The 17,057-nt window shown below is 57.6% G+C and carries 12 protein-coding genes and 2 pseudogenes; 12 read left to right on the forward strand and 2 right to left on the reverse strand.

What is annotated here, in order from left to right; genetic code table 11:
- Positions 1-6 precede the first annotated feature (6 nt).
- The 10 genes from ACODS9_RS04765 to ACODS9_RS04810 all read left to right on the forward strand — a co-directional run bounded on the left by ACODS9_RS04765 (position 7) and on the right by ACODS9_RS04810 (position 12,698).
- Positions 7-858: an ABC transporter permease gene (locus ACODS9_RS04765; protein ID WP_489093386.1), complete on the forward strand. Its 852-nt coding sequence runs from the start codon at positions 7-9 to the stop codon at positions 856-858.
- A complete protein-coding gene (locus tag ACODS9_RS04770) occupies positions 855-1,688 on the forward strand; it encodes a quaternary amine ABC transporter ATP-binding protein (RefSeq protein ID WP_052752609.1) in 834 nt (277 codons plus the stop codon). The genes ACODS9_RS04765 and ACODS9_RS04770 overlap by 4 nt, the downstream gene beginning before the upstream one ends.
- A 12-nt stretch (positions 1,689-1,700) precedes the next feature.
- A complete protein-coding gene (gene hutH / locus ACODS9_RS04775) occupies positions 1,701-3,224 on the forward strand; it encodes a histidine ammonia-lyase (protein ID WP_489093387.1) in 1,524 nt (507 codons plus the stop codon).
- Positions 3,225-3,366: 142 nt separating this feature from the next.
- Positions 3,367-4,500, forward strand: coding sequence for a pyridoxal-phosphate-dependent aminotransferase family protein (locus ACODS9_RS04780; RefSeq protein WP_489093388.1), 1,134 nt, complete (start codon positions 3,367-3,369; stop codon positions 4,498-4,500).
- 22 nt (positions 4,501-4,522) lie between these two features.
- Complete coding sequence (locus tag ACODS9_RS04785; protein WP_489093389.1) at positions 4,523-5,074, forward strand: YdeI/OmpD-associated family protein; 552 nt, start codon at positions 4,523-4,525, stop codon at positions 5,072-5,074.
- 160 nt (positions 5,075-5,234) lie between these two features.
- Entirely contained in the window at positions 5,235-7,139 is a 1,905-nt protein-coding gene (locus ACODS9_RS04790) for an ATP-dependent nuclease (RefSeq protein ID WP_489093390.1), read from the forward strand.
- Positions 7,139-8,890: a UvrD-helicase domain-containing protein gene (locus ACODS9_RS04795; RefSeq protein WP_489093427.1), complete on the forward strand. Its 1,752-nt coding sequence runs from the start codon at positions 7,139-7,141 to the stop codon at positions 8,888-8,890. Before ACODS9_RS04790 ends, ACODS9_RS04795 begins: the two co-directional genes overlap by 1 nt.
- A gap of 63 nt (positions 8,891-8,953) precedes the next feature.
- Entirely contained in the window at positions 8,954-10,711 is a 1,758-nt protein-coding gene (locus ACODS9_RS04800) for an SIR2 family protein (protein ID WP_489093391.1), read from the forward strand.
- Positions 10,712-10,743: 32 nt separating this feature from the next.
- Complete coding sequence (locus ACODS9_RS04805) at positions 10,744-11,793, forward strand: DUF3800 domain-containing protein (protein ID WP_489093392.1); 1,050 nt, start codon at positions 10,744-10,746, stop codon at positions 11,791-11,793.
- A gap of 119 nt (positions 11,794-11,912) precedes the next feature.
- The gene (locus tag ACODS9_RS04810) at positions 11,913-12,698 is read left to right on the forward strand and encodes a hypothetical protein (RefSeq protein ID WP_489093393.1); all 786 of its coding nucleotides are present in this window, start codon (positions 11,913-11,915) and stop codon (positions 12,696-12,698) included.
- Positions 12,699-13,074: 376 nt separating this feature from the next.
- On the opposite strand, the gene ACODS9_RS04815 is transcribed toward ACODS9_RS04810, so the two are convergent.
- Complete coding sequence (locus tag ACODS9_RS04815; protein ID WP_489093394.1) at positions 13,075-13,812, reverse strand: PA3715 family protein; 738 nt, start codon at positions 13,810-13,812, stop codon at positions 13,075-13,077.
- Positions 13,813-14,627: 815 nt separating this feature from the next.
- Between ACODS9_RS04815 and ACODS9_RS04820 the strand changes: the two are divergent.
- Positions 14,628-14,807, forward strand: a pseudogene (locus ACODS9_RS04820) (HAMP domain-containing protein); the annotation flags it as partial.
- Between the two features lie 246 nt (positions 14,808-15,053).
- Positions 15,054-15,668, forward strand: a pseudogene (locus ACODS9_RS04825) (methyl-accepting chemotaxis protein); the annotation flags it as partial.
- Positions 15,669-15,707: 39 nt separating this feature from the next.
- Here the strand turns inward: ACODS9_RS04825 and ACODS9_RS04830 are convergent.
- Positions 15,708-17,039 carry a serine hydrolase domain-containing protein gene (locus tag ACODS9_RS04830; protein ID WP_489093395.1) on the reverse strand — a complete coding sequence of 444 codons (1,332 nt, stop codon included), beginning with the start codon at positions 17,037-17,039 and terminating at the stop codon, positions 15,708-15,710.
- Positions 17,040-17,057 lie beyond the last annotated feature (18 nt).

Genomic DNA, 17,057 nt, shown 5'->3' on the forward strand with positions numbered 1-17,057 from the left:
AACTCCATGTTTCCCAAAGACTTCACGTTTTCCATTGCCGACTGGGTCAATGGTTGGGTCGATGCGCTGGTCACCAACTACGGTGACGTGTTCCGGCACATTTCCGACACCCTGCTGTGGGCCATCGTCAATCTCGAAGGTTTACTGCGCGCTACACCCTGGTGGCTGATGCTGGCCATCGTCGGCGGTATTGCCTGGCACGCCACCCGCAGAATCGTACCCACCGCGATAATCGTCGGCTTGCTATTCCTGGTCGGTGCGGTAGGGCTCTGGGACAAGCTGATGCAGACCCTGGCGCTGATGCTGGTGGCCACGCTGATCTCGGTCCTGGTCGGCATTCCGCTGGGTATCCTGTCGGCGCGCAACGACCGCCTGCGGGCGGTGTTGATGCCGCTGCTCGACATCATGCAGACCATGCCCAGCTTCGTGTACCTGATCCCGGTACTGATGCTGTTCGGCCTGGGCAAGGTGCCGGCGATCTTTGCCACCGTCATCTATGCCGCACCGCCGCTGATTCGCCTGACCGACCTGGGCATTCGCCAGGTGGATGGCGAGGTCATGGAGGCGATCAACGCGTTCGGTGCCAATCGCCTGCAACAACTGTTCGGCGTGCAGCTGCCACTGGCGTTGCCGAGCATCATGGCCGGTATCAACCAGACCACCATGATGGCCCTGTCGATGGTGGTCATCGCCTCGATGATCGGTGCCCGTGGCTTGGGTGAAGACGTTCTGGTCGGCATCCAGACCCTGAACGTGGGCCGCGGCCTCGAAGCGGGCCTGGCCATTGTGATTCTGGCGGTCGTGATCGACCGCATTACCCAGGCCTATGGCCGGCCACGGCATGGGGTGGGCAAATGAGCGCCAAGCAGACGATGAACAAGATCGAAGTCAAAAACGTCTTCAAGATCTTCGGTGCGCGTGCCGAAGATGCCCTGAAACTGATCCGCCAGAGCAAAAGCAAAGAGCAGGTCCTGGCCGAAACCGGTTGTGTGGTGGGGGTAAACGATCTGTCGTTGTCCATCGGCAGCGGCGAGATCTTCGTGATCATGGGGTTGTCGGGCTCGGGCAAGTCGACCCTGGTGCGTCACTTCAACCGCCTGATCGACCCCACCAGCGGCCAGATTCTGGTCGACGGCCAAGACATTCTGCAGTACGACATGCAGGCCCTGCGCGAATTCCGCCGGCGCAAGATCAGCATGGTGTTCCAGAGCTTCGGCCTGTTGCCGCACCGCACCGTGCTGGACAACGTCGCCTACGGCCTGAAAGTACGTGGCGAGAGCAAAGCCCTGTGCACGGAGCGTGCCCTGCACTGGATCAATACCGTGGGCCTGAAGGGTTACGAAAAATCGTACCCGCACCAGTTGTCGGGCGGCATGCGCCAACGTGTGGGCCTGGCGCGTGCGTTGGCTGCCGACACCGACATCATCCTGATGGACGAAGCCTTCAGTGCGCTCGACCCGCTGATTCGCGCCGAAATGCAGGACCAGTTGCTGGAACTGCAAAAGACCCTGCACAAGACCATCGTCTTCATCACCCACGACCTGGACGAAGCGGTGCGCATCGGCAACCGCATTGCCATTCTCAAGGACGGCCGCCTGATCCAGGTTGGCACGCCGAAAGAAATCCTCTACCAGCCTGCGGACGAATACGTCGATCGTTTCGTGCAGCGTCGCGTAGCTTCGCTATAAGGACCCGCGTGTATGTCGTTTGCCGAAAAGATCATCATCGCCGACACGCCCGTTCGCTGGCAGGACGTGGTGGCTGTGGCCCGGCATGGCGCGAAGCTTGAGCTGGCCCCGTCGGCCTGGGCGCGGATCGAGAACGCCCAGGCGATTGTCCAGCGCATCGTTTCCAGCGGTGACCGCGCCTATGGCGTCAACACCGGGCTTGGCGCCTTGTGCAATGTCTCGTTGCAGGACGAACAGCTCAGCCAGCTGTCGCACAACACCTTGCTCAGCCATGCCTGCGGCGTGGGTACCGCGCTGTCGGACGAGCAGACCCGGGCGATCATGTGCGCGGCGATCATCAACTTCTGCCAGGGCCGTTCCGGCCTTCAGCGCAAGGTGGTCGAGGCGCTGCTGACCTTGCTCAACCAGCACATCACCCCGCAGGTGCCGAAACAGGGGTCGGTGGGGTATCTGACCCACATGGCCCATATCAGCATCAGTTTGCTGGGCGTCGGCCAGGTCAGCTATCGCGGCCAGATCGTGCCGGCGCAGCAAGCCTTGGCCGAGGTCGGCCTGGCGCCGATCAAACTGGGTGCCAAGGATGGTCTGTGCCTGGTCAACGGTACCCCTTGCATGACCGGCCTTAGCTGCCTGTCTTTGGACGATGCCACTCGGCTGAGCCAATGGGCGGATGTGATCGGCGCCATGAGCTTCGAGGCCCTGCGCGGCCAGCTCGATGCCTTCGACCCTGAAATCATCGCAATGAAACCGCACCCTGGCATGCAGCGCGTGGGCAGGAACTTGCGGCGCCTGCTCGAGGGCAGCGAAATCATTGCCAGCAGCCATGGCATCCGCACCCAGGACGCCTTGAGCATTCGCTCGATCCCGCAGGTGCATGGCGCCGCGCGCGATCAACTGGAACACGCGGCGCGGCAGATCGAGACCGAACTCAACTCCACCACCGACAACCCGATGTTGCTGGGTACACCCGAGTCGTATCGGGTGGTTTCCCAGGCCAATCCCCACGGCCAGTCCGTAGCCATGGCGGCCGACCTGCTGGCGATTGCGGTGGCCGAAATTGGGGCGATTGCCGAGCGCCGTCTCGATCGCCTGATCAACCCGCTGGTCAGCGGTTTGCCAGCCTTCCTGGTCAGTCAGCCGGGGGTGAATTCGGGGATGATGATCGTCCAGTACGTGGCCGCTTCACTGTGTGCCGAAAACCGTCAGCTGGCTCAACCGGCCGTCATCGACAACTACGTCACCTCCGGCCTGCAGGAGGATCACCTGAGCATGGGCACCAATGCCGGGTTGAAGCTGCACCGCGCCCTGGAGAACTGCACGCAGATCCTCGCCATCGAGTACCTGTTGGCGGCCCAGGCCTTCGAGTTTCTCAAGGAGCAGCGCTTCGGCGCCGGTACCAGCATTGCCTGGCGGTTGTTGCGCGAGCGGGTCCCGGCCTATGCCCAGGACCGTTGGCTGGCACCGGATATCGCCAGCAGTGCATCGATCCTGAAAGATCCCGACCTGCTTGGCGTGGCCTTCCCCGAGCTGCTATGAGCGATGGAGGCAGCAGGAGCGGCGCTCAGAAGGCTGGTATGTAATTGAGGGCCTTATCGCCGGGCTCTCAATGCATCTTGTCATTTGCAATGGCTTAGGGCAGGGTCGATGCCAAGGACAACTCTGCCAAAGGAGCCACACCATGTCGAAGATATATCCCGGTATCGATCCCGAGGGGCTGGTCGAGTATTCGGTGGTCTACACGGACCGCTCGCTCAACCACATGTCCCAGTCGTTTCAGGGTGTGATGAAGAACATTTCAACCACCCTGAAACAGGTCTACAACGCCCAGGCGGTTGCGGTGGTCCCGGGCAGTGGCACGTTTGGCATGGAAGCGGTATCCCGGCAGTTTGCCACCGGCCAGCAATGCCTGGTGCTACGCAACGGCTGGTTCAGTTATCGCTGGAGCCAGATCCTTGAGATGGGCAATATCCCGGCGGCCACAACGGTGCTCAAAGCCCGCCCGGTTGAAGCGGGGCGCCACGCTGCCTACGCCCCGGCCCCTCTGGAAGAAGTGTTGGCGGCCATTGAGTCGCAGAAACCGCAGATTGTCTTCGCCCCCCACGTTGAAACCTCATCAGGGATCATCCTGCCCGATGAATACCTGCGAGCCGTGGGCGACGCCGTGCATGCGGTGGGTGGCCTGTTCGTGCTGGACTGCATCGCCTCCGGCGCGATTTGGGTTGATATGGACAAATGCGCCGTCGACCTGCTGATCAGCGCACCGCAGAAAGGCTGGAGCGCCTCACCTTGCTGCGCCCTGGTGATGCTCAGCGCGTTGGCCCTCGAGCGCATCGAGTCGACGCAAAGCACCAGCTTCGCCTGCGACTTGAAGAAGTGGCTGCAGATCATGCAGGCCTATGAGCAGGGCGGCCACGCCTACCATGCGACCATGCCCAGCGATGCCCTGGCGCGATTCAACGAAGTGATGAAAGAGACACAGGCCTACGGTTTCGACAAGGTCTGCGACGAACAACAGGCCTTGGGTGATCGGGTACGCGCAATGATGACCCGCAAAGGCATCAAGAGCGTGGCCGCAGCAGGCTTCCAGGCCCCTGGTGTGGTGGTGAGCTATACCGATGATGCCGATATCAAGAGTGGCAAGAAGTTTGCCAGCCACGGCCTGCAGATAGCCGCTGGCGTGCCGTTGCAATGCGACGAGCCGGCCGACTTCCAGACCTTCCGTATCGGCCTGTTTGGGCTGGAAAAGCTGCACAATATCGAGCGTACGATCAGCACCCTGGAGCAGGCGCTGGACGAGGTGATGGTTAACTGAGCGCACGGTTGGAGAACCTGCCATGACAGCAGAGGATGCGCGGTCGCGATTCGAAGCTAAGCTTCTTCGTCCGGCAAAGCCCGGTGATGGCAGGTTGTGGGCGTTCGTAGTGCTTCCGAGGGATGCGAGTGAACGGCTTCCGAGGCGGGGAAGGGCGACTGTTGACGGCACGATCAATGGGCATCCTTTCCGGGCTACCCTTGAGCCAGACGGGCAGCTGAGCCATTGGTTGAAGGTCAGTAGCGAGTTGCTCGATGCGGCGGGGGTGGCTGTTGGCGATATCGTTACCCTCGAACTAGTCCCGGTGAAGAAGGAGCCCGAGCCTGATATGCCAGCGGATTTCGAGAAAGCCTTGGCAGCCACACCTGAGGCTCAAAAGGTTTGGAACACTACGACGACCCTCGCGCGGGTGGACTGGATCCACTGGATTACTTCAGCGAAGCAACTCAAGACGCGTGAAAAGCGAATTGGGGATGCCTGCGAGATGCTTGCGGCCGGTAAGAAGGCGGTTTGCTGTTTCGACTCATCTGGTTACTACAGCAAAGCATTTCGGGCGCCTGAGGCGGAAAATTGACCTGTGATGCAGCTAGGGAATATCCAGGGGCACAACCAGCGCCATCGTGCCTAATGGCTCGCCATTTTATAGATAATGTGGAGTCGATACGTCACCTGCATGCCTGCGTAGTTGATCGTGTTGCGACGAGCAAAAACTTTAGGATTAAGAAAGGATTCTCATGTATCTACGTACGTTAGACATTCATGGCTTCAAGTGCTTTGGAGAGCCCTTCACGATCGAATTCCACGACGGTCTCAATGTCCTTGTTGGCGAGAACGGCGCGGGCAAGACAGGGGTCATTGCTGCCGTCCGCCAGCTTTTCAATGATTCCGAATCAGGCAAACGTCTGATCAACGAAAGAGATTTTCATCGTGGATTTCACGAGGCAGCAGTAGCGGCACCAAGGATTGATATCCAAGCCACTTTTTCTGACCTAGATGAGAATGACTTCATCGCCTTCAGGGATTGGTGCGGCAATCAAGAGGAAGCAAAACTCACGTTCAGCGCGCTCAATCTCGAATCTCGGGGGCGATTCAAAAGCCAACTTTACGGCGGTTTTGCACGAGCTACAGCGCTGGAAACAGAGACCCTTGATCTCATCCATTGCATTTACTTACCACCTCTGCGAGATGCAGAAACAAAACTCCGAGATGGGCGCCAGTCCCGGCTAGCCCGACTTTTGAAGGCGCTCTGCCGCAAGGAGCTTGAAACAGCTCGTAAGGAGGGGAAACTGCATCCCCTGGAGGAACGAGTTGCCGCGTTCAACCAGGAGCTCTCCGAGAGCGACGAGTACGCCATCAAGCAAGCCAACGAACGAATTGGCAAAAGCCTGAAGGCAGCGTTAGGGATGCATCTGTCCCAGAACACACTCATTCAGTTCTCGGAGGTGAGCTTCTCTCGCATCGTGGAAGGCCTACGATTACTCTACTTCCCGAATTTGGCCGCGGCCGAGGCTACCCAGTTCCGGTCTCTGGAAGAAAACAGTCTTGGCTACAACAACCTGCTCTACATTGCCTCGATTTTGGCTGAGCTGACGTTAGAAGTGGAGGAGGAGCGGGGGGAAGAAACCTACCTGCGCCTCCTGCTGATTGAAGAGCCCGAGGCTCACTTACATCCCCAACTTCAGATACGTCTGCTGAAGCACCTCAGCACTGTGGCCAAAGAAAAAGGCATCCAGGTGATTATCACTACCCACTCCACGGTTATCTCATCGGCAGTGTCAGTTAACGAAATCATCCATCTCTCAAATGCAGGCACTCCAGTCGCAACCCCGTTGCGGAAATGCGGACTTCAAGAGCCCAGCCAGAAATTTATCGATCGGTGGCTCGATGTCACCAAATCCAATCTACTTTTTTCCAAAGGCTCCATCCTGGTTGAAGGCATAGCTGAGGCGATGGTAATCCCAGTGTTGGCGCGCAGGGTGCTCGCCCAGTACGGTGATGGCAAGAACACGCTGGAGGATTACGGTGTATCTGTTATCAACCTAGGCGGAATTTATTTCAAGCACTTCATGCAGTTGTTCTGTGACGTGAGCGAGGAGAGCGCAGGTCAAAATGTGCCGGTACGCTGCGCGGGCTTAACCGACAAAGATCCACCCAAAACGATCGAGGTCGACGGTGAAGGCGGTAAGAGGGTGACGGTTGATTACGTGCCGCATGACGACGACCTACGGGATGGCGAGAACCATGCTCTCGTCTATACCGCCAAAATTGGCCAATCGCAGTTCGGTCGTCTCTACGCCGGCAGGTACAAAACCTTTGAATACGATATCGCCATGGAAGGCGCGAACTTGGGGATGATGCTCTCCATAGCCGCCGACCTCTGGCCCGCCCAGGAGGGAACAGTGGCTCCAGAGTTACGGAAAACCGCGAAGCTCATTTTTGACGAGATGACAAGCCTCGAACGAGCGGGCTATGCAGCTGAGCTGCTAAGCCGCATCGACTCCAAAAGTATCGGCAAAGGGATATATGCGCAGGCTTTTGCCGAAGAGCTTGAGAAGCAGGAAGGCGAGTTCGTCGTACCGGCCTATATCCGTGATGCCATTCTCTGGGCTTGCGGACTCGAGGAGGCCCCCGCTCAATGATAAAGCTGACTGTCGAGCAGAAAGCTTACATTGGCGCACCTCTCGACCAGCATGTGTATCTCAACGCTTGCCCGGGCAGTGGCAAAACAGAGGTCGTCGCGGCCATGGTAGCCAAGGTCGTTGAGGAGTGGACTGGCTTCCCTGCTGGGATAGCGGTTTTGACCTTCTCCAATAGCGCAACGGACGAGCTCAAGGATAGATTGGTACGGTACCTAGGAGAACCGCTGGGTTTTCCTCACTTGGTATCAACCTTCGACAGCTTTGTCCTCTCGCGAATGGTCGCAAACATCGCAAGCGAGGTTACTGAATTTCCAGGGAAGGAGGGGGACAGTCGGATCAGGATCTTGGAAAACAAAGCAGACATCTTCCATACTCGCGGTAAGATCTGTGGCCGTTCGATCTCCGCCTGTAAGTATAACTACGACCTAGAGACCAAAGGGTTCACGTTCTCGACCGGCGAACGGACTAGAGATAAACAGCTCAACGCCGCTGCAATCAGTAAGATTGCTCGGAAAGAGCTGATAGACACGAAGAAGCGTTTCTGGGCGGCGGGTTTCGCGACTTACAAAGATGTGGACATGATTGCCTTGGCAGCGCTTCAGAGGCCCGCTCTCGCTAGCTATTTCCAGCGTCTGGCGAAGCGATTTCCACTGGTCATTGTCGACGAGTGTCAAGACCTGTCAGCAGAGCAACTAGCGATGGTACGGAAGCTCCACGGGCTTGGCGTTAAATTCCATTTCGTAGGCGATCTAAACCAATCGATCTACGGGTTTAGAAAATCTAATCCAAACAATGTGAAGGCGCTCCTTGCCGAGCTCGGTTTTGCGGAGCTGCCACTCTCAGCGAATTGGAGAAGCGGGCAACCCATCGTGGATCTCTGCTGTGACTTGCTGCGAATCGATCGTATCTCGGGCAACTCCAAAATTGCTCCAGTTAAGCCACTTCTGCTGCAATATGCGAAATGTCCTTCAGAGCTTCTTCCGAGAATCATCGAGATCACCAGTGGTTACAAAGAAGTTGTCGTTGTCGCTCGCGGGCACAGTACGCTGCAACGCTTTCGCAAAGGCGACAATTTCAAGGGCGTTGAAGTACTGGCACTGGCATGCGTCGCCGCCAGCAGCGGGAGCAAAAAGGAGTTGAACGTCGCTGTAGCACTATTTGCCGAATGGTTTTCAGATAAGCTTTCCCTGCAAGTAACGAGATCAGGCCTCCACTGCCCGGTAGCGATCGAATCCAAGCTTGCCTGGCGGAAATTCATTCACCAATGCTTAAAGCATTTAGTGGCTGCTGGCGCTTGCAATCTGGAACTGACTTGGAAACAGTGGGCAGTCGTCGCTAAACGAGCCATGCGATCTCTCCCAGACCAGTCCTTCGTATTATCTGAAATTACAACAGAGCTTGAGTCGCTGAGAGACCTTAGCCTCAGAGCTCCACCTAATCAAGGAGACACAACCCTTAGTGTACGTCTGCGCGAAGGAGTTGCTCAGCAAGCCACTGTAGATGGTTTGCGTTACGAGACCATCCACCAAGTCAAGGGCGAATCCCATGATGCCACTGTGGTCGTGTCATCACTTCAAAAAGGCATTCACCTTTCCCATTGGCTAGAGTGGCTCGCCGACCCAGCTTCCGAAGGCGCGAGGTTTGCATACGTGGCGAGCTCACGTCCACGCCATATGCTCATCTGGGCGGTGAAAAAACTGAAGGCTGCAGAGAAAGAAAGGCTTACTGGGTTGGGGTTTGAACTCGCCTAAAACCGGTGCTGACTAGCGCAAGCGTAGTGCGAAACCCGACGCTTACTGATCAAGGATTTTCAAATGAGCATCACCAACACGGACTCCACCACCCAGCTCGCTTTCTCGATGTTTGAGAATCCCGGCGTCTATGCGGTGCTATTGGGGTCGGGAGTTTCACGGAGTGCGGGAATCCCTACAGGCTGGGAAATAACCCTGGAGCTAGTCAGGCGGGCGGGGATTGCCGCTGGTGCTGGAGAGCAAGATGACTGGCATCGCTGGTACGTCGAGCAGCGCGATCGGGAGCCTAACTATTCAACGTTGCTGGAAGAGCTGGCGAGTACGCCTAAAGAACGGCAAGCCATCATTGAGAGTTTTCTCAAACCGTCCGAAGTTGAGCGAGAGCAAGGCCTCAAGTTGCCAACGCCGGCTCACCGTGCGATCGCAGAGTTGGTGAAGACCGGCCACGTGCGTGTGATCATCACAACTAATTTCGATCGTTTAATGGAGAATGCGCTGCGTGATGTGGGTATAGAGCCAACCGTCGTGAGTTCGGCTGATGGTTTTGCTGGCGCTGAACCACTGACCCACACGGATTGCTACATACTTAAGCTTCACGGCGACTTCAAGGATGCTCGCATTCTCAACACAGACTCCGAGCTAAGCGAATATCCCCAAGTCTTCGATGGCTTGCTCGATAGAATTTTTGATGAATTCGGCCTGATCGTTGCCGGCTGGTCGGGGGAATGGGATCGAGCTCTTCGTGCGGCAATACTGCGTGCGCCTAACAGACGCTACTCCTCCTTCTGGCTAACTCGAGGGAAGCTGTCAGAGCGCGCCCAAGAGTTGGTTTCCCATCGAAAGGCTAATACGGCGATTGCCCCGGACGCTGACACCTTCTTCCAGGCACTCAGCTCAAAAGTCTCAACCATCACACAATCCCGTCAGCCCAACCCGTCCAGCGTGGAGCTTACGGTTTCCATGGCGAAGCGATACCTGTCCAAACCTGATTATCGCATTCAGTTCGATGACCTAGTCGTCAACGAGGTCGAGCGCGCCACAACTCATTTGGCTGAGATGTACAATTCAGACGGTGACGGGCCTGGGGAATTTGGAGACTGGGTGCTGCGCTACGAAGCCGCATCTGATCCGTTGGTACGTATCGCCGGTGTCGTTGGACGCTGGGGCTACCAGCATGAACATCGCCTAATGCTGGAGGTGATCCAGACTCTGCTATCTAAGGCCTACGAGAGACGTGTAGGGCATCAAGACTGGATCGAGCTAAAGCGCTACCCGGCTGCTCTCGTCTTTTACGGATACGGTCTGGGACTCACAAGGGCAGGGCGCTTAACTGACTTGTATGCACTGATGGAACATCCCATAGCCAATCGAACAAACGTAAGGATCCCCCTCACGGAGGAGCTCTCACCTTACCACCTAGAAGACCTTACCGGCTCCCGGTCATGGACGTCTGTAGGCGGGAGAGTTTCGAGATCAATGTATGATCGACTCGCGGAAATACTCGTACCATCCTGGTCTACAAGTTTTGCCGGCGTTGCAGATCCAACCCAGTTGTATGAGCGTTTCGAGCTGTTCTGCCTCCTTCAGTTTCTTAAGTACCGAGACATTGATGAGATGTCATTGAGTGATGGGATCAAGGCGAATCAATTCCGGCGCTGGATTTACGGACGCTTAGGGATGGTTTCGTCGGCCAGAAGGCGGTTGTCTGAGGAGATGGCTATTGCTGAATTCCGTACCCCGTTAGCCGAGTCTGGATTTGGATTCGGCAGTGACGCCTATCTGGAAAAATTCTTTGAAGCGCTCCAGCGAGTGCATTACTAGTTCCTACGATTTAGCTACCAGGGAGGTAAGCAATGGAATGTTACCGCATTGACGAGAGTGGCTACACAGGTTTCGACCTGCTGAACCAAGAGCAACCTTTCCAAGGAGCCACAGCCACAGCGATCAAAGACGATGAGGCTGCTCGACTGATTCGCGAACATTTCCCAAGGCTACAAGCGGCTGAGTTAAAGTACCGAGCACTGTCTCGACGTAAGGGCAATCATCCTCGCTTGTTGGCCCTGATGCGCGACATCCTGAATCATCACAAATGCGTCACTCATGTGTGCGATAAACGCTTTTTGCTGCTGCTTAAATTTCTCGATTACGCAGTGGAGCCTTTTTACTACGAGAGAGGCATTGACTTTTACGAGAATGGTCAAAACTATTCGTTAGCTTCTATCCTCTATTACATCGGTCCACAACTTCTAGGCCATCAGGCAATGGCGTCCTTGGAGAGAGCTTTCCAGGATGCAATGAAGCTGAAGACTCCCGCGGCACTGGCCAAGCTTGTTGCGTGTGCCCAACAAACAAAGTGGCAGGAGTTTCCCGAAGTAATGGGGCCATTGGCCCGCTTTGGCGCACCAGAATGCTTGGGAGCGATAGCTACACCGGGCGTAACTACGGACATCGCATTGGTAATTTTGATCGCCCTCATCACCCGAATGGAAGCCATGAGTAACGGCCCATACCGAGTGGAGCATGATCAGTCAAAAAACCTACTGACTTACCACGATATTCTGCAGCGACAGATCGATCACGTTGGGGATGCAGAGTTTCGTCAGTCACAAATTGCGAGTATCCGATTTCCGCTGAAGCTCACCGCAGTCACCCAAGTTGACTCCAAGAGGAGCCCAGCTGTACAGCTTGCCGACATCATGATCGGTGCGGCGATAGAGATGACCCAACGATTGAGCAATCGTATAAGCGATGGTCTTGATCCTCAGACAGTGATGGCCTTGTATGCTGAGGATCAGATCATCTACATGCTTCCCTCACTAGACATTGAGGGACAAATGGCTTTTCGTAAAAGCACACAAGCGTCAGCTTTAATTGATTACTACGCCAAGCATTTTCCCAGATGAAAAACAGAGGGCCTATCGATCTGCTGTCTATCAACTCTATGCTCAATGATTTCTACTAGTCGTATGATGCTCTAGCGAAGCTCCGGAAACTTAAAATTACTTAACAGTCGAGAGTTCACATGACAACAAACAGCACGATCCCCTGGGCGCCTGTTCGCTCAACGCTCACTGAAAGATTCAGCTTTGGTGACATCAAACAGATCGTTGGATATGGGGATATCGACATGTCCTTATTAGCGCATCTGGAACAAAAGCAACAAAATGGCGCGACAAAGTCTCAGCTGTTGAGCGAGATCGACAAGCAGGTGGGTAGGATGGACGAAACGCGTCGTGGTGCGTTTGTTTCCATCTGCTGCGAGGAAATGATGCGTCGTAAGGATGATGTGGTTGCAGAGCTGGAACGCGTGCTTTCCCGAGTTGGATGGAAGTTTTCTGGGACAGCTTTGATTCCCGTTGAGATCTTCGACACTGCAGAGCTCGCGTCAATTCCTGAGCAGGCTAGGGCAGATATCCAAAAGGCATCCAGCAGACTTCGTGATGGAGACCTAAGCGGGGCGCTATCGGCCGCCTGTGGCGCCTTGGACACGGTAACCGCCAACATCTACGACAGGTACAACCTGGGGGATGCTGGTAAAGCCTCATTCCAGGAGAGAGTGAAACGATCGGTGGATGCACTCAATGTGAAGAATCGCTTGGTTCAAGAGCTAGTGGAAATCGGCTGGTCTGAAGCTGACTACAAGCCGCTTGCTGCCAACATCGAAGGCTCGCTGAATCAAGCTGCATATGTGATGCAAAAGCTGAGATCCGATATGGGCGATGTTCACGGGACAAAGCCAGTCATCACCGCACTCGTCTATGACTCAATAAAATGGTCTGCGTTGCTGCTGAGAGCTTTAGCGCTCTGATGCAGAAGCGAAGGAGCTGCGGTTTCACGAACTCAAGAACCAGGAAGCCGCCGCCGACCACTGAACATCACCGACGCTCTGATGAGCGCCGGGTGAACCGAAAGGGTCAGTCAGACAGGCAGCTGTCAGATCGATGTGTTCATCAACAGGGCGCGACTGGTGCAGAAGGTACGAACGAAGGGACGCTGTGCAGTTGTCGAGATAGCGCCGGCAGCTCGAGCTTGATGGCAGGCACAAACCACAGGTGATCGACTTAGGAGGTCACCTCCCGTAATACGCAATTTAACATAATATACATTATGCGCAGGTTCGCACTGAGCAGTACGCCCAGAGGGAGGCCAGATTCCAGCCTCCACCAAGCCCATTTTCAATCCACTCACTCGAACCTCAACCCTTTCGGCACTCCATACCGGCCGCCGTCATAATCCAGGCTGAACCTTTTCGTCTGCGTGACGCCTTCGATTTCCTGACAGTCATCAGTGCTCTTGGGAATGCTCTGGCTCCCGGTCGATATCTCGGTAACCCGCAATCCGCTGAAACCGTCCTTGCCGGGTTTTCCCATTGCCAGCGTCCGTTTGATCTCACCGAATTCTCCAGCGCAGACACCATCCCATTCGCCGTGACTCTCGCTCACAACCAAGTGCCCCATGATCTGCCGCAGTTGCGAACCGTCGTTCACGTACAGGCTCAGGGTTTCACTGCTGAACGGATTGACCCGTGACGAGCCTGTGTGACGAATGCGTACGCCAAATGCTCGTAGCCCTGGTGCCACCTGATAGCGCGCAGTGTCCAGCGTCAGGCCTGAAAACTGCACTGCGTCGGAGACGATCGCCGCCTCCTGGTAATGGTGGGCAATGATCTTGCCGCTGGCGGCATCGGCCACCAGTACATCCAGGCTGTAATCGCCTTGCCCGTATTCATCAACGTTCACCTTCAACGGCAAGGCTGCCAAGACCTGGCTGGTATCTGCCGGATTGACCTTGCAGACTGCAAAGTCGCTGGCGAGCTCAAGTGTTGGGTGCAAGGCCTGGGCCCAGGTTTGCAGGTTCTGCGTGCAGTCGCCCCAGGCGATCATGGGGGCAAACAACAACGGTAAAGCGGTGAATCTACGCATGGTCGATGTCTCATTCCTTTGAGGGTAAGTGAGCTGGATGCACACTACACAGGGTCTCTGACGTCAGCAAACGTCCGTACGCCCTGCCCGACTTTTTTATGGCAAAAACATATAACTCAACTAAATATTCATTTAGTTGAGTTATATGTAGCATCTCCTCAACGCACCTCAGCGCCGTCCTTTTCCCCCTGCGAAATACCTCCAACCATCTATGCTCACCAAACCCACCCCACGGAGCCTGTTCGAAAATGGACATTCGCCAGAAAACCATCGGGTTCGGTCTTGTCAGCATCCTCGCCGCCCTGTTGCTCGGTGGCAGCGGCCTGCTCGCCGAGCATGACCAGAACCAGGCGTTGCAGCGCAGCGAGGCCAGCATGGCCGCCCTGCGCAACCACATGGAAGGCGACATGATGCACGATGCGCTGCGCGCCGATGTGCTGGCCGCCCTGCTGGTCAAGCCGGGCGATACCGACACCGCCAACCAGGTGCTGGCCGACCTCGACGAGCACGCCAAGTGGTTCCGCAGTGTCGTGCAAAGCAACCTTGAGCTACCCCTGGACGCCGACCTGCACCAGGCTATCAGTGACCTGGGCCCCCTCCTCGACCACTACATCGCCAGCGCCACGTCGATCATCCAGCTGGCGTTACAGTCGCCTGAACAGGCCCAGGCTCAGTTGCCGGCCTTTGTCACTGCTTTCAAGGAGCTGGAGCAGCGCAACAGCACCCTGAGCGACCTGATCGCCGGCAATGCCGACAAGAGCCGCGAACAGAGCACCGCCACCCTGCACCAGGGTATCAGCGTGCTGGTGGGCGGGATGATCCTGGCAACCCTGGTGTTGGCGCTGTGCACCTTCCTGCTGCTGCGTTCCATCCTGCGGCCGTTGAGCCAGACCATGGCGGTTGCCGAGCGGATCGCCCAGGGCGACCTCACCACCGCGATCGAGGTCCACGACCGTGACGAAACCGGGCATCTGTTGCGTTCGCTGGCGGACATGCGTGACAGCCTGGGCAACATGATCAAGGCCATCCATGAAGAGAACTTGCTGCTGCGCGAGGTGGCCGATGAACTGGGCCAGGCTTCCAGCAGCCTGGTGCAACGCACCAGCCAGCAGTCCGACAGCGCCGTGAGCATGGCCTCGGCCACCGAGCAGATGATTGCCAACCTGGCGCGGATCGCCGACCACGCCCGCGATGCGCAGGCCATCTCCGGGCAGTCCGAGCGCCTGGCCAGCGACGGCGGCGAGGTCATCCTCAACGTGGTCGGCGGCATGCAGGGGATCGACGAAGCGGTCAACCGTTCCTCTGAAACCATCACCGTGCTGGGGCAAAGCTCGGAAGAAATCCACTCGATCATCCAGGTGATCAACACCATCGCCGAGCAGACCAACCTGCTGGCCTTGAACGCGGCCATCGAAGCCGCTCGTGCCGGCGAGGCCGGGCGCGGTTTTGCCGTGGTCGCCGATGAAGTACGCGGCCTGGCCGGGCGCACGGCGCAGTCGACCCGGGAGATCACCGGCATGATCGAACGCATCCGGCAAAGCACGGGCAACGCCGTCGACAGCATGCAGACCGGCGTCACCCGGGTCCGCGCTGGCGTGGAGCTGGCCACCCAGGCCGGCGACTCGATCCAGCAGATTCGTGAAGGCGCCCGCCGCGCCGCGTCGGTGGTCGAAGAAATCTCGCAGACCATCGGCGAGCAGACCCGGGCCAGCCAGGATGTCGCCCATCAGGTAGAACTGATCGCCCGCATGTCCAGGGACAGTACCGACACCACGCGGCAGCTGGCCACGGCGGCGCAGCGCCTGGGCGAGATTGCCCAGGGCATGCAGGCGAGCGTGTCGCGGTTTCGGGTGTGACTGGGCAGGCGCTTGCCGGCGCCCTGCCCTCGCCCGGCGCTACTGGCTCAGCGCCTTGGCCACCGCGTTGACGAACACCGCCTGCTCGTCATACAGCGAGCCGGGGCTCTCGGCGTTCTTCCAGGTCGACCACTGCACCACCACCAGGCGCTCCGCCGGGTTGATGGCGATGCTCTGGCCGAAGATGCCCAGGGCCCAGAACGTCTGGTCACTGGTGGCAGTGCGTTTGGGTTCGGCATCGCTGTCCGGGGCCGGGGCGTTGTACCACCACTGGTAGCCGTACTGACCCTTGGGCGCGGCGGCCGTCATTGAGCCCTTGGCCTGGGTCCAGTGGGTGGAACGCGCGATCCAGTCGTCCGGGAGCAGCTTTTCGCCCTGCGGCAATTGTCCACCACTCAGCACGAACTGGCCGAACCGTCCCCAGTCACGCAATGTTGCATTGAAACCGTGGCCGCCCATGTCCACCTTGCCGGGCACCAGCGCATGCCAGACCCCGGCCTGCTGCATGCCATAGCGGCTCCACACGCGGCTCTGCAGGTACTCGGCAATGGTCATGCCGGTGGCGTTTTCCAGCACCCGGCCCACCAGCCAGGCACCGCCGGTGTTGTACGACCAGACTTCGCCCGGCTTGACCCCGGGCTTGCGCTTGACCGAACGCACCAGGTCGAGCACGCAGTGATAGGGATCGGCGGTGGCCTCGCACTGGGTCATGTGCGAGAAGTCCGAATCCTTCGAGGCATAGTTCTCGTCCCAGACGACGCCCGAGGTGTGCTGCAACAGCTGCTGCAGGGTCACGTCCTGCCACTCGGAACCTTCCAGCTCCGGGACATAGCGGCTGATCCTGTCATCCAGCGTATGGATCTTGCCTTCCTTGACGGCGATGCCCACCAGCACGCTGACCACCGACTTGGCCACCGAGCGCGATGTCCACAAGGTCTGCGGGGTGTTGCCCTTGCCGTAGTGCTCATAAGCGATCTTGCCATCCTTGAGCACCAGCAGGCCGGTCACGCTCTGGTTGGCCAGGTAGTCCGCCAGGTTGTGGGTCTTGCCGGCCAACTGGTACTGCACGTCGCTCAGTTTGTGACTGGCCTGCGGCAAGGGGTATGGCGTGGCGCCGCGCGGGGCGAAAACATCGCCGCCGTACAGGCGATAGGTGTTGCGAAAGCCCACGACCCGGGTGTCCTGGTCCCAGGTGAGCATGTCCTTGGCCGCCGGCAGCACCTTGTCGAAAGGCTGCGGGCAAGGCTCAAGCCCCGGCACGCCGCAGGCCCCCTGGCTGTCGGCCGCCTGCGCCGCACCGGCCAGTGCGGCGAGTGCCAATGCCAGGATGGAAAGACCGTTGAACGACTTCTTTATTGTTATTGGCCGCATCGGAGGGCTCCTCGAAAA

Source organism: Pseudomonas sp. FG36 (genome assembly GCF_057809275.1).